The following is a 13,862-nucleotide window of genomic DNA, read 5'->3' on the forward strand; positions in this document are numbered from 1 at the left end:
GCCCGCTCAGGTGAAGGCGAGCACCACGCCCCCGACGGCCCCGACGATGACGACCGCCCACGCCGGAACGCGGAACGCGGTGAGGAGCACGAATCCCACCACCGCGAGCAGGAACGATCCCGCACCGGTGACGGCGGTCGTGAAGACGGGAGCGTAGAGAGCGGCACCGAGGATGCCGACCACGGCCGCGTTGGCCCCGCGCATCGCGGCGCGCACGCGGGGCTTGGACCGCACCGCATCCCAGAACGGCAGGACGCCGGTGAGCACGAGGAAGCCCGGCACGAAGATCGCGGCGAGCGCGAGGGCCGCGCCCGCAATCCCCCCGGGACCGACGGAGGACACCGCACCGAGATAGGCGGAGAACGTGAAGAGCGGGCCGGGCACCGCCTGGGCGGCGCCGTACCCCGAGAGGAACGCCTCGGGCGAGACCCACCCGGTCTCAACCACCCCCGCCTGCAGCAGGGGCAGCACCACGTGGCCGCCGCCGAACACCAGGGCACCCGAACGGAAGAACGCGTCGATCAGGGCGGCCACCCCCGACCCGGTAGCCGCCGCGAGCACGGGAAGGCCCACCAGCCCGCCCACGAAGAGGACCAGACAGGTCACGGCGACGACGCGGGGCACGCCGAACGACGGTAGCGCCGGCGCAGAGGGCTCGACGACACCGCGAAGGAGCGCGAGCCCACCGAGCACCCCGACGGCGAGAGCCCCCAGCTGCCCCGGAGCCCCCGGAAGGAGCAGCGCGAGGGCGAGGCCGACGACGGCGATACCCGCCCGCGGGGCGTCGGGCGCGAGCGTGCGGGTCATCCCCCACACGGCCTGGGCGACGATCGCCACCGCCACGACCTGCAGACCCGAGATCACGCCGGCGGCGACGGGGCCGCCGAGCACGGCGGCTCCCCCGGCGAACGCGACGAGAAGGACGGCGGAGGGAAGGGTGAAAGCGAGGAATGCGGCGAGCGCGCCGAACACTCCGGCCCGCTGGAGCCCCATCGCGAAGCCCACCTGGCTCGAGGCCGGACCGGGGAGGAACTGGCAGAGCGCCACGAGATCGGCGTACGCCCGGTCGTCCATCCACTTCCGGCGCACGACGAGGTCGTCGCGGAAGTACCCGAGGTGCGCGACGGGCCCACCGAACGAGGTGAGGCCGAGACGAAGGAAGGCGAGGAACACCTCGCGGACGGAACCGGACCGCTGCACCGCCCCATCCTGGCGCAGCGGGGGAAACGACGGGTGAATCGTCACACCAGACGAGGACGGAGCAGCGCGTCCACCAGCGCCAGGGTGACGCCGGTCACGCGCTGATCATCGGCGACGTCGGCCCCCGCCACCGCGTCGCGGAAACGTTCGACCTCTCCGACCATCGGGTTGGCCGGAGCGTCCACCTCGATGACCTCGGCCGGCCCCGAGCGCGGAGTCAGCACCAACCGGCGGGGAGCGTCGATCGCGTCGATCGAGAGCGACGCGCCCTCCCCCTGGATCTCGCTGGGCAGGGCGCTATCGGTGATCTTCGACCAGGCGACGTCGGCGACGAACCCGTCGTATGCGGCGATCGCGCTCCCGAGCCCGTCCGTCCCCGAGGCGATCCCGACGCGCACGCCGTCGATCGAGCGGGGCGCGCCGAAGAGCCGCACGAGCGCGTGGAGCGGGTACACCCCCAGGTCGCGCAGGGCGCTCCCACCCAGCGCCGGATCGAAGATGTTCGTCTGCTCGCCCGCGAGTACGTGGTCGTACCGCGCCGAGCGCTTCTCGTATCGCAGCGAGACGCGGCGCACCACGCCTAACCGCGGCAGCAGCGCGCGGACCGCGTCGAGTCCCGGGTCGTACCCCGAGCGCATCGCCTCGAGCAGGACGACGCCGCGCTCGCGAGCGTGCGACACCGCGGCATCCCACTCCTCCGCCGACAGCACCGCGGGCTTCTCGACGAGCACCGGGATGCCGGCATCCACCGCCTCGCGCACCTGCTCCGCGTGCACCGCGTTGGGGCTGGCGAGATAGACGGCGTCGACGTCGGGGGCCGCGAGAAGGTCCGCGAGGCCAACCGCGGTGCGTGGCGCCCCGATCGCGTCGGCGAAGGCCCGGGCGCGCTCGGCGTCTCGAGACGCCACCCGCGAGACCTCGACGCCCGCGACGACGGCGACCGCGTCCGCGAAGCGTTCGGAGATGGAACTGGTCCCGACGATGCCGATGCGAATCATGCCCTCATCCTCCCGCGAACGCCGCGCCGCACGGTCCCCTCGTTCACGGGTGTGGCTTTTCACGTCGATAGGATCGCGCCGAATCACCCGTCCGAAGCCCGAGGCACCATGAACACCACCCGAGCCGAGCAGCGTCGCCGCGCCGCCCGCCGTACCCGTCGGCGCCGCACGATCAGCGCCGTCATCGCCGTCGCCCTGATCGGCGCGGGCGTCGTCGCGATCGCCCTGACCCGCGCCCCCGAGGCTCCCCTCGTCGCCGACGACACCTCCGTGAGCGCCACACCCACAGAGACGCCGACCCCGACGGCGACGCCCCTGACGCCCGCGCAAGCGCTGCTCGCCGGCTCGACCGACCCACACGCCTGCGCCGTCTCGTTCGCCGGGGACGGCATCGCCCTCGATCCGCAGCTGCAGACGCAGGGCGCTCGTTACCAGAACCTGCCCATCCCGCGCGCCGACGGCCGCGTCTTCGCCGGGTGGTACGACGACGCGACCGCGGCCTCGGCGATGACGCAGACCGCGCGCCTGAACGGCGCCGACCTCGTCGCCTGCACCGACCGGCAGCGGACGCTCCACGCCGGGTGGACGACCCCCGAGGCGAACGCAGCCGAGGCCGCCGGCATCCCCATCCTCATGTACCACCAGTTCACGCGAAACCCGAACGGCGAAGACAACTGGCTGCGGCTGAACTACACCTACGTCGGCGACTTCGACGCGCAGATGGCCCACATCCAGCAGTCCGCCTTCTACCTGCCCACCTGGGACGAGCTGAGCGCGTTCATCGACGGAAAGCTCTTCCTGCCGAAGCACTCCGTGGTCATCACCGACGACGACGCCGACAGCACCTGGCTCGAGATGGCCGCCCCGATCGTGGGCGACCGGAAGCTCCTGACCACCTCGTTCGTCATCACCTCGGCACGTACGGAAGGCACACCCAACCCCTTCGTCCTGCAACGGTCGCACACCCACGACATGCACCGCGCCGGAGCGAACGGCAAGGGGCGCATGGTCAACGAGGACGCCGACACGATCGCCGCCGATCTGGAACGGTCGGCGCAGATCCTCGGAGCGAAAGAGGTCGTCGCCTACCCCTTCGGGCACTACAACGACACGACGAAGGAAGGACTGCGTCGCGCCGGCTTCGAGCTGGGTCGCACGATCGAACACGGATACGTGCGCATCGGAACCGATAAACTCGCCCTGCCCGTCATCCGCATGAATTACGGAATGACGGTCGACGATCTCAAGAAGGAGATCGGCTGACCCTCCCCCTGCCGGAGAGAATCGGCGGGAACACCCGCTCACGAGCAGTCGCTCATGGCCCACCGAGGTGGGCATCCGTGATCTCTCAGGTAAGTACGCCAGACTTTCAGACCGGGCACGCGCCGACCGCTCTGCGCTGTTCACTTCTGTCTTACCGAGAAAACGCGAGCTTCTATGGACCTTTCCGTCATCGTTCCGACCTTCAACGAAGGTCCGAACGTCGCCGAGCTCGTCCGACGGACGACACACGCGCTGCTCGGTCGTACGGTCGAAGTGATCTTCGTCGACGACTCCACCGACGACACCCCTGACATCATCCGGGCCGTCGCCGCGGCATCCGAGATCCCCGTCCGCCTCATCCACCGCGACAACCCGGTGGGCGGTCTCGGCGGCGCCGTGGTCGAGGGCATCCGTGCCGCGGAGTCCGACCGCTGCGTCGTCATGGACGGCGATCTGCAGCACCCGCCCGAGGTCATCGCCGACATGCTCGCGCGCGCCGAGGTCGGCGACGCCGACGTCGTCGTCGCCTCGCGTTACGTCGCCGGCGGTACCTCCGACGGTCTCGCCAATGCGGTGCGCACCACCGTGTCGCGCGCGTCGACGCTGCTGACCAAGGCGATGTTCCCCAAGAAGCTCAACAACTGCACCGACCCGATGACGGGCTTCTTCCTCGTCGACCGCCGCACGCTCGAGATCGAGACCCTGCAGCCGCGCGGCTTCAAGATCCTGCTCGAGATCCTCGCGCGCAAGCAGATGCGCGTGGCCGAGGTGCCGTTCTCGTTCGCCCCCCGCTTCGCCGGTGAGTCCAAGGCGACCTTCAGCCAGGGCATGCGCTTCCTCACCCAGCTGACCATGCTCCGCTTCGGACGCATGTCGGCGTTCGCCCTCGTCGGCGGGCTGGGAGCCGTGGCCAACCTCGCGATCATGTGGGCCCTGCAGGCCTTCGGCGTTCAGTACCTCGTCGCCGCGGTCATCGCCAGCATCGTCACGATCGTCGCGAACTTCATCGCGCTCGAGTACCTCGTGTTCGCCGACATGCGCGCCGAGTCCGGCCTCATGCGGCATCGCTTCATCAAGTCGTTCACGTTCAACGGCGTCGAGGCCATCGTGCGCATTCCGGTGATCTGGGTTCTCGTGAGCCAGGCCCACATGCCCAGCGTCATCGCCGCGGCCCTCACGCTCATCGCCGCCTTCGTGGTGCGCTTCGTCTTCCACGCCCTCGTGGTCTACGCGCCCAAGAAGAGCCGTGTCGGCAAGGCCGTCCGTGCGATCGAGCCCCTCGAGGACGAAGTCACCGCCTGACCCCCGGCGCTCACCGTCGCGCTGCGGCGTACGCTGGAGGCATGTCCTCCGACGCAACCATCCGTATGTTCGGCGCCGACTGGTGCCGCGATTGCATCCGTACCAAGAAGCAGCTCGACGAGCTCGGCATCGACTACGAGTACATCGACCTCGTGGCCGACCCCGCCGCGGCCGACGTCGCCAAAGAGATCTCCGGGCGCACCAGCATCCCGGTGGTCGTCTACCCCGACTCCAGCCACCACGTCGAGCCGTCGAACGCCGACGTCGAGAGCAAGCTCCGCGAGCTGTCGCTGATCTGATCGCGACGGCGTGATCCTCTCCGCCGCGTGGCCCGTGCGGCGCGCGCTCACCGCTGAAACGGGAAGCGCGCTACCCGCGCTCGTGGATCACCACGTGCACCTGCACCTGATCGATCCCGCGGCTCTCGGGCGTCGAGGGATCGCCGCCGTCGTCGACCTCGGCGGCGATCCCTTCGCCCTCGCGCGGCGGCCGTCCGGCCTGCCGCGGACCGCGTTCGCCGGGACCTTCCTCACCGTCCCCGGCGGGTACCCCGACGGTCGCTCGTGGGCTCCGCCGTCGATCGTCCGGTTCGTCACCGATCCTTCGCGGCATCCGGGAGTCGAGGGCGGAGCCCGCACCGCGGTGGATGAGCAGGCGGATGCCGGAGCGTCACTCATCAAGGTCGCGCTCCACGCCGACGCCGGTCCGGTGCTGTCCGACGCCGCCCTCGCCGCCGTGGTCGCCTCGGCGTCCGAGCGGGGCCTCCCCGTCGTCGCCCACGCCCAAGGCCCCGGTCAGGTCGACCGGGCGATCGATGCGGGCGTCGCCGCCCTCGCTCACGCCCCCTTCGACGCCGCCGTCTCTCGACGCCAGGTGGCGCGCGCCGTCGCCGCGGGCCAAGCGTGGATCTCGACGCTCGACATCCACCGCGGGGCCGATCGCGAGCGCGCAATTTCGAATCTCCGCGCGTTCGCCGCGCGCGGCGGCCGCGTGCTCTACGGCACGGACCTCGGCAACGGCTCGTTGCCCGTGGGCGTCAATCGGCGCGAGCTGCTCGCCCTGACCGAGGCGGGCGTGCGCGGCGACGCTCTCGTGACCGCCCTCACCGACCCCTGGCCCCGCGCCCGGCCCCTCGACGCCGTCTCGACCTTCGTCGCCGGCGCCGCCCCCACCGACGACGACGAGGTCGCGAGCTGGCTCAGCCGGGCGACCGTCGTTCCGACCGAGGAGCTCACCCGTGTCGACTGACCCCTCCCCCGACTTCGGCTCCGTGGACCGGCTCGAGGTCCCGGCCCACTCCTTCGCCGCCGAGGCGCGGCGCCTCGACGAGGCCGATCCCCTCGCGCACCACCGCGACGCCTTCGTCGGCAGCGAGACGTCGCTGATCTACTTCGACGGCAACTCGCTCGGGCGGCCTCCCCGCGCCACCGCCGATCGGCTCGCACGCTTCGTCACCGACGAGTGGGGTGGACGTCTCATCCGCGGGTGGGACGAGACGTGGATGGAACTGCCCTTCGTGATCGGCGACCGGATCGGTGCCCTGGCGCTGGGCGCGGCATCCGGTCAGACGGTGATCGGCGACTCGACCACCGTCTTGCTCTACAAGATGCTGCGCGCCGCCCTCGACGCCCAGTCGGCACGCGATCCCGAACGCGTCGAGATCGTCGTCGGGCGCGACGACTTCCCCACCGACCGTTACCTCGTCGAGGGGATCGCGGCAGAACGGGGAGCGCGCGTGGTCTGGGTCGAGGTCGACACCGCACGCGGAGTGGATGCCGACTCCCTCCGCGCCGCGGTCGGACCGCGCACCGCAGTGGTGCTCTTGAGCCACGTCTCGTACCGGTCGGGCTTCCTCGCCGACGGACCCGAGCTGACCGCGATCGCGCACCGAGCCGGAGCGCTCGTGCTGTGGGACCTCTGCCACTCGGCCGGGTCCGTGCCGGTCGAGCTCGACGCGTGGAACGCCGACCTCGCGGTCGGCTGCACCTACAAGTACCTCAACGGCGGGCCCGGCTCCCCCGCGTTCGCGTACGTCGCGTCTCGTCATCACGCGACCCTGACCCAGCCGGTCCAGGGATGGATGGGGGCCGCCGACGTCTTCTCGATGGGGCCGCAGTACCGCCCCGCCGAGGGCATGCGCCGCTTCCTCTCCGGCACACCCCCGGTGCTGGCCATGGTCGCCATGCAGGACACCCTCGACCTTCTCGACGTTGCCGGCATCGAGGCGGTGCGGGCGAAATCGATCGCTCTCACCGAGTTCGCGGTGCGGGTGGCCGACGGCATCCTGACTCCGCTCGGCGTGCGGCTCGCCTCTCCGCGCGACCCGGCGGAACGCGGCGGACACGTGACGCTCTCGCACCCCGCGATGAGGGCGGTGACGGCCCGCCTGTGGAGCGACGACGTCATCCCCGACTACCGCGACCCGCACGGGCTGCGCATCGGACTCTCGCCCCTGTCGACGAGCTTCGCCGAGACCCTGGCGGGACTGCAGGCCGTGGCCGCCGCCGTGCGCGCGGAGAGCTGAGGGCCCGGCGGCATCGAGGACCCCGCTCATCTCGTCGCCCGGTGCCGCTCCGCCGACCGAAGCCCGAGGGATAGCCTCGAAGGGTGATCGATCCCCTCCTCCTCGTCCTCGCCGGAGTGGTGGTCGTCGCTCTCGCCGCGGTGATCGGGCCGCGCTTCAACGTCGCCGGCCCGCTCGTCCTTCTGGCGGTCGGCGCGGGAGTGAGCCTGCTCCCCTTCGTCGAACCGTTCTCGGTGAACCCCGAGGTCATCCTCGTGGGGGTTCTGCCCCCGCTGCTCTATTCGGCGGCCGTGCAGCTTCCGGCCATCGAGTTCCGTCGCGACTTCGCCCCCATCGCGGGGCTCTCCGTGCTTCTCGTCGTCTTCAGCTCGCTCGTTCTCGGTCTGTTCTTCTGGGCCGTCATCCCCGGTCTCGGCCTCGCTCTCGCCATCGCCCTGGGCGCGATCCTCAGCCCCACGGATGCCGTGGCCACCTCGATCGCCAAACGCTTGGGGATCTCGCCGCGCGTGGTGACGATGCTCGAGGGCGAGAGCCTGCTCAACGACGCCACCGCTCTCGTGCTCCTGCGCACGGCCGTGGCGGCCGTGGCTTCGGGATTCGCGTTCGGCGACGCCCTCGCCGACTTCGCGTGGGCCGTCGCGATCGCCCTCGTGTTCGGCGCGGTCGTCGGCTGGGCCAACCTGCGCGTGCGCGAGCGCGTCTCGAACTCCGCCGCGAACACCGCGCTGAGTTTCACCATCCCCTTCCTCGCCTACCTCCCGACCGAGCACCTCGGCGGATCCGGTCTGGTCGCCGCGGTGGTCGCGGGCATCGTCACCGGCCAGGGCGCGGCGCGGCGCTTCACCCCGGAGCAGCGCATCAGCGACCGGCTCAACTGGCGCACGGTCGAGCTGATCCTCGAGGGCGGGGTCTTCCTCGTCTTCGGCCTCGAGCTGAAGGACATCGTCGTCGCCAACCTCAGGGAGCACGAGGGGCTCTGGCACGGAACGTGGCTCGCCCTCTCCGCGCTCGGGATCGTGCTGCTCGTGCGGGCGCTGTACGTGACTGGGCTGATCGCGGTGCAGGCTCGGCGCAGCCGACGGCACGTTCGCCACCAGGACCGGATCGAGGGCGCGCAGCAGCGCCTCGACCGCTTCGAAGAGGCGTACCGGGAGGCACCCGAGCAGTTCGGCGAGGGGCGTGCCGGCCCCGCCCGCACCGAGCGCCGCATCGGGTGGATGCGCGCGCGGATCTCGCGCACGATGGCCGATCTCGACTACTACCGCGACTCGCCCTTGACCGCGCGTCACGGGACCGTGATCGTCTGGGCGGGGATGCGCGGGGTCGTGACCCTCGCGGCGGCTCAGACGCTCCCGGTGGACACCCCGCAACGCCCGCTCCTGATCTTCGTCGCCTTCCTCGTCGCACTGTTCAGCCTGGTCCTGCAGGGACTGACGCTGTCGCCGGTCGTGCGCGGCGTGGGCCTGAGCGGCGACGGCGGCGAAGGACCTACGCGCGACGAGCAGCGAGCCCTGAGTTCGGAGCTTCGGGATGCCGCGATCACGGCCGTTCAGTCGGGCTCGCTCGCGCGGCGCGACGGCGAGCCCTTCCCCGCCGACCTGGTCGAGCGCGCCGGCGCCCGGCTCGTGCAGCCGCCGGACGACGACGATGAAGCGAACGCACGGGTGCGAGACCTGCTGGAGCTGCGTCTGGCCTCGATCGAAGCGATGCGCAAGCGCCTGGGCGAGCTGAGCCGCGACGGGCGGTTCAGCACGGCGGCGCTGCGCCACGCCCTCGCCGAGCTGGACGCCGACCAGCTGAGTCTCGAGCTGCGCATCGACGACGGCGCGGACGACTGACGAGGAATACCAGGACCGGGGTTTCGGTTTCTCCTCGCGCGCATGCGGTCACCGCGAGAGTCGGGGTGACTCGACGGCGGGAGAGAAGTACCCATGAGCAGGTTCGCCCGGAAAGTCGCCCTCGTCACCGGCGGAGGAAGCGGAATCGGAGCCGCCATCGCGCGGCAGCTCGGCAAAGAAGGCGCCTCGGTGATCGTCACCGACATCAACCTCGAGGCCGCCGAACGCGTCGCCCAGGAGATCACCGTCGTCGGCGGCACCGCCACCGCGTTCGCCCAGAACACCGCGAAGTGGCAGGACTCCGAGTCGGCCGTCGAATTCGCGAAGAAGACCTACGGCGGACTCCACCTGGCGGTGAACAACGCCGGCATCGGCGGTCAGGCCGCGACCATCGGCGACTACGACATCGAGTCGTGGGACCGCGTGCGCGCGATCAACCTCGACGGCGTCTTCTACGGGCTGAAGTTCCAGCTCCCCGCGATCGTCGCCTCCGGTGGCGGAGCGATCGTGAACATGGCATCCGTCCTCGGCTCGGTGGGCATCGCCCAGAGCTCCGCCTATGTGGCAGCCAAGCACGCCCTCGTCGGGCTGACCAAGGTCGCTGCGCTGGAGTACACCGCCCAGGGTGTGCGCACGAACGCCGTCGGCCCCGGATTCATCGACACTCCCCTGGTGCGCGCGAGCCTGTCGCCCGAGGCGCTGACCCACCTCGAGAACGAGCACGCCGCCGGCCGCCTCGGCACGGACGAGGAAGTCGCCGCCCTCACGCTGTTCCTGCTGAGCGACGACGCGTCGTTCATCTCGGGGAGCTACCACCTCGTCGACGGCGGATACTCCGCCCACTGAGCCGAACCCACCGGGCCCGCCGCGGCGGGCCCGGTGCTGCCTGCCGGGGCCGCGCGGGTGTGGCCAGGAGGCTGCTTGAGCGGTGCGGGGCGCCAGACAGCGCTTTCTGGGACATGCCCCGACGCGAAGTGGGACAAGGGTCGATGGCCGCCGGGCCATGTCCCACTCTTGGCTGCCTGAGGGGGCAGCAGACAGCACTTTCTGGGACATGTCCCGACACTTTCCGGGACATGGGTAGATGCGGGCGGGCCGCGGGTCGCTGGCGGCCCCGACCATGGCCCACTTTTGGCTGCCTGGGGCCATGGCGGACAGCGTTTTCTGGGACATGCGCCGACACTTTCTGGGACACGGATTGATGCGAGGGGAGATGCGGGTCGCTCGCCCTCAGACCATGTCCCACTTTTGGCTGCTTGAGGGGGGCAGTAGACAGCACTTTCTGGGACGCGCCTCGACACAGGGGGGACGCCGGGCAGCGGGCGAAACGGGGCGTTTCGCAGGGTCGTGCGGCAGAATGGTTGCGGAGGTTTCCATGAGCGATCCGATCCCGACGATGCCGTCATCTGCGGATGCCGCCGGGACCAGCCCCGTGCCACTTGTGCACGCGGCGGCCGAGTGTCCAAAGTGCTTCACCGAACTGCAGAGCGATCGCGACTGGTGGCGTGCGCGCCCCGCCGGATCGCGGCTGGTCGGCCTCGTGGTCTCACGCCCCGACATGGAGACCGTCAAGCAACAGCGCGACGATCTCACGCGCTTCGGCGTGCCGATCGAGGGCTTCCGTCACCCGGCGCCCGAGACCCTCGAGGGATGGTCGAACAGACTCGACCGGTTCTTCGGAACGCTGACGCGCGGTGACGTGCTCGTCGTCGCGAGCGTGCACGCTCTCGGGCTGACGCGCGAGGACGAGACCCGCGCCGTTGCGGACCTTCGTCGACGCGGCGTGATGGTCAAAGTCCTCTCTCACGGCGATCGCCACCTGCACGACGCGACCCTTCCGTCACGCGGCTGAGGCACTCCTGCCGGCAGTCGGTGAGAGGCGAAGACGGGCGCGGTGACCGCGCTCGCGACGCGTTGAACCACGGCCCGGCGCGAGCGCGGCGACCCGACCAGGCCCGGGGGCGACAACTGCCCTCGTGCCGCGCGACGGCCTCGGCCCCATAACGGGACCGCGCCCGTGCGCCTGACCGCGGAGTCGCCGGTCAGACCCCGACGTATCGGGCGAGGTGCTCGCCGGTGAGCGTCTCCCGCTTCGCGACGAGAGCGGCCGGCGTCCCCTCGAAGACGATCGCGCCGCCGTCGCGGCCCGCACCCGGCCCGAGATCGATGATCCAATCGGCGTGCGCCATCACCGCCTGGTGGTGCTCGATCACGACGACCGTGTTGCCGGCATCCACCAACTGATCCAGCAGTCGCAAGAGGGTGTCGACGTCCGCCAGGTGCAGCCCCGTCGTGGGCTCGTCGAGGACGTACACGGCCCCCGTCTTGGCCATCGAGATCGCGAGTTTGAGCCGTTGGCGTTCTCCACCCGACAGGGTGTTGAGGGACTGGCCGAGCGTCAGATACCCGAGTCCGACATCGCGGAGGCGCCCCAGGACGGCCGCCGCCGGGCCTTTGACCAGGAACTCCGCCGCCTCATCGACCGACATGGCGAGAACCTCGGCGATGTTCTTTCCGTCGAGCGTGTACTCGAGCACGTCGTCCGAGAAGCCGGTGCCACCGCACAGCTCGCACACCGTCTCGACCGTCGACTGGAAACCCAGCTGGGTGACGATGACACCGAGCCCCTTGCAGGCCGGACATGCCCCCTCGCTGTTGGCGCTGAACAGGGCCGGCTTCACTCCGTTCGCCTTGGCGAAGGCGGCGCGCACCGCATCGAGGATGCCGGTGTAGGTCGCCGGGCTGCTGCGCCGCGACCCCTTGATGGCGGTCTGGTCGACGACGACCACATCGTCGAACGCGGGCAGATTGCCGTGGATGAGCGACGACTTTCCCGATCCCGCGACGCCCGTCACGACGGTGAGGACCCCCGTGGGCACGTCGACGTCGACGTCACGCAGGTTGTGCTGGGAGGCGCCGCGGATCGGCAGGACCCCGGTCGCCGTCCGGACGGCGTCCTTCAGCCGGGCTCGATGGTCGAGGAAGCGTCCCGTCAACGTCGCGGAGGCCCGAAGGCCGGCGACGTCGCCCTCGAACTGGATGGTCCCGCCGCCGCGCCCCGCGCGCGGACCGAGATCGACGACGTGGTCGGCGATTTCGATTACCTCGGGTTTGTGTTCCACGACGAGCACCGTGTTGCCCTTGTCGCGCAGCTGCAGCAGGGTCTCGTTCATGCGCTGGATGTCGTGCGGGTGCAGCCCCGCCGTGGGCTCGTCGAACACGTAGGTGATGTCGCTCAGGCTCGAGCCGAGGTGCCGGATCATCTTCGTCCGTTGCGCCTCGCCGCCCGACAGGGTGCCACTCGCGCGATCCAAGGACAGATACCCGAGCCCGATGTGCACGAAGGCGTCGAGGGTCTCGCGCAGACCCTGGATGAGGGGAGCGACCATCGGGTCGTCGATCGTGCGCACCCAGGCAGCGAGATCGGTGATCTGCATGGCCGCGGCATCCGCGATGTTGACCTCGCCGATCCGCGATGAGCGAGCACCCTCGTTGAGGCGGGTCCCCCCGCACGCCGGGCACGCCACGAAGGTAACGGCCCGATCGACGAAAGCGCGGATGTGCGGCTGCAGGGCGTCGCGATCCTTTTGCAGCATGCTCTTGGTGACCTTGGGCACGAGGCCTTCGTAGGTCATGTTCGTGTTGGCGATGCGGACCTTGGTCTGCTCTTTGTAGAGGAAGTCCTGGCGTTCCTGCTCGCTGAACTCGCCCACCGGCTTGTCGGCGTCGACGAAGCCCGACTCGCTGTAGACGCGCACCATCCACCCGTCGGCGGTGTAACCCGGCACCAGGATCGCCCCGGCGTTGAGCGAGAGCTTCGGATCGACCAGCTGGTCGAGGTCGATGTCGCTGACCTGGCCGAGACCCTCGCAGTCGGGGCACATCCCGCCCGTGATCTCAAACGATCGGCGCTCCTTCTGCCCCTTCTTGGCGCCGGTCGCGATGGTCACGGCACCTGCGCCCGAAATGGACGGGACGTTGAAAGAGAAGGCTTGAGACGACCCGACGTGCGGCTGACCGAGCCTGCTGAAGAGCACACGCAGCATGGCGTGCACGTCGGTCGCCGTGCCGACGGTGGAGCGCGCGTTGGCGGCCATCCGCTCCTGATCGACCCGGATGGTGGCGCTGAGGTTCTCGAGCGCGTCGACGTCGGGACGGGACAGCTCACCCATGAACTGCTGCACGAACGTCGGATACGTCTCGTTGATCAGCCGCTGCGACTCCGCCGCGATCGTCCCGAAGACGAGCGATGACTTGCCCGACCCGCTGACCCCCGTGAAAACCGTCAGCCGACGTTTGGGCACGTCGAGGTCGACGTCCTTCAGGTTGTTCTCGCGTGCACCGCGAACGCGGATGACGTCGTGGGTGTCGGGACCGTTCATGCGCTGCTCCTCGGGTCGCCCCCTAGTGTGGCGGACACCTCCGACATTCGCGAGACGTGCCCGCGCGAGGACGCTCGACCCCCGACCTGCCCGCCTCGACGGCAGACGACTCCGCGAAACGACGAGGCCCCCGCAGACGGATCTGCGGGGGCCTCGTGACATGGATCAGCCCTGGGCGCGACGGTTCGTGCGGGGGCTGCGAGCGCCGACGACCATACCGGTCGTGGGGGTTCCGGATGCCGAGCGGCCCGCGCCCTGCGAACGCGAGGCGCCCGCTCCGGCGCGCTGTCCGCCACCGGTGCCCTGGCCGCGACCGGCACCGGAGCGCTGGCCCTGGCTGCGGCCGCCCTGGGGC

11 protein-coding genes and 1 pseudogene are annotated in these 13,862 nt (G+C 70.4%); 8 read left to right on the plus strand and 4 right to left on the minus strand.

Going from position 1 to position 13,862, the window contains the following annotated elements:
• Nucleotides 1-6 precede the first annotated feature (6 nt).
• Together chrA and AB6V31_RS13555 are read right to left on the minus strand one after the other, a co-directional pair.
• A complete protein-coding gene (gene chrA / locus AB6V31_RS13550) occupies nt 7-1,200 on the minus strand; it encodes a chromate efflux transporter (protein WP_369366224.1) in 1,194 nt (397 codons plus the stop codon).
• 41 nt (nt 1,201-1,241) lie between these two features.
• Nucleotides 1,242-2,198 (minus strand): Gfo/Idh/MocA family protein, encoded by a 957-nt coding sequence (locus AB6V31_RS13555; RefSeq protein WP_369366226.1) that lies wholly within the window; start codon nt 2,196-2,198, stop codon nt 1,242-1,244.
• 108 nt (nt 2,199-2,306) lie between these two features.
• On the opposite strand from AB6V31_RS13555, the gene AB6V31_RS13560 reads away from it, so the two are divergent.
• The 8 genes from AB6V31_RS13560 (at nt 2,307) to AB6V31_RS13595 (ending at nt 10,977) form a co-directional block, all read left to right on the plus strand.
• Nucleotides 2,307-3,461 (plus strand): polysaccharide deacetylase family protein, encoded by a 1,155-nt coding sequence (locus AB6V31_RS13560; RefSeq protein ID WP_369366227.1) that lies wholly within the window; start codon nt 2,307-2,309, stop codon nt 3,459-3,461.
• A gap of 174 nt (nt 3,462-3,635) precedes the next feature.
• Nucleotides 3,636-4,763, plus strand: coding sequence for a glycosyltransferase family 2 protein (locus AB6V31_RS13565; RefSeq protein WP_056225925.1), 1,128 nt, complete (start codon nt 3,636-3,638; stop codon nt 4,761-4,763).
• 41 nt (nt 4,764-4,804) lie between these two features.
• Nucleotides 4,805-5,062: a glutaredoxin domain-containing protein gene (locus AB6V31_RS13570; protein ID WP_056225922.1), complete on the plus strand. Its 258-nt coding sequence runs from the start codon at nt 4,805-4,807 to the stop codon at nt 5,060-5,062.
• Nucleotides 5,063-5,072: 10 nt separating this feature from the next.
• On the plus strand, nt 5,073-6,011 hold the full coding sequence (locus tag AB6V31_RS13575) for a hypothetical protein (RefSeq protein WP_369366230.1): 939 nt from the start codon (nt 5,073-5,075) through the stop codon (nt 6,009-6,011).
• 22 nt (nt 6,012-6,033) lie between these two features.
• Nucleotides 6,034-7,287 (plus strand): kynureninase, encoded by a 1,254-nt coding sequence (locus AB6V31_RS13580; protein ID WP_369366253.1) that lies wholly within the window; start codon nt 6,034-6,036, stop codon nt 7,285-7,287.
• 83 nt (nt 7,288-7,370) lie between these two features.
• Complete coding sequence (locus AB6V31_RS13585; RefSeq protein ID WP_369366232.1) at nt 7,371-9,125, plus strand: cation:proton antiporter; 1,755 nt, start codon at nt 7,371-7,373, stop codon at nt 9,123-9,125.
• A 93-nt stretch (nt 9,126-9,218) separates the two neighbouring features.
• Nucleotides 9,219-9,971: an SDR family NAD(P)-dependent oxidoreductase gene (locus AB6V31_RS13590; RefSeq protein WP_369366234.1), complete on the plus strand. Its 753-nt coding sequence runs from the start codon at nt 9,219-9,221 to the stop codon at nt 9,969-9,971.
• Between the two features lie 529 nt (nt 9,972-10,500).
• Nucleotides 10,501-10,977, plus strand: a complete 477-nt coding sequence (locus AB6V31_RS13595) for a hypothetical protein (RefSeq protein WP_056225912.1) — start codon at nt 10,501-10,503, stop codon at nt 10,975-10,977.
• A gap of 190 nt (nt 10,978-11,167) precedes the next feature.
• On the opposite strand, the gene AB6V31_RS13600 is transcribed toward AB6V31_RS13595, so the two are convergent.
• Nucleotides 11,168-13,507 (minus strand): ATP-binding cassette domain-containing protein, encoded by a 2,340-nt coding sequence (locus tag AB6V31_RS13600; protein ID WP_369366236.1) that lies wholly within the window; start codon nt 13,505-13,507, stop codon nt 11,168-11,170.
• A 165-nt stretch (nt 13,508-13,672) separates the two neighbouring features.
• Nucleotides 13,673-13,862, minus strand: a pseudogene (locus tag AB6V31_RS13605) (ATP-dependent helicase); the annotation flags it as partial.

The organism is Microbacterium sp. 16-032 (assembly GCF_041079455.1).
Classification (GTDB): domain Bacteria; phylum Actinomycetota; class Actinomycetes; order Actinomycetales; family Microbacteriaceae; genus Microbacterium; species Microbacterium testaceum_A.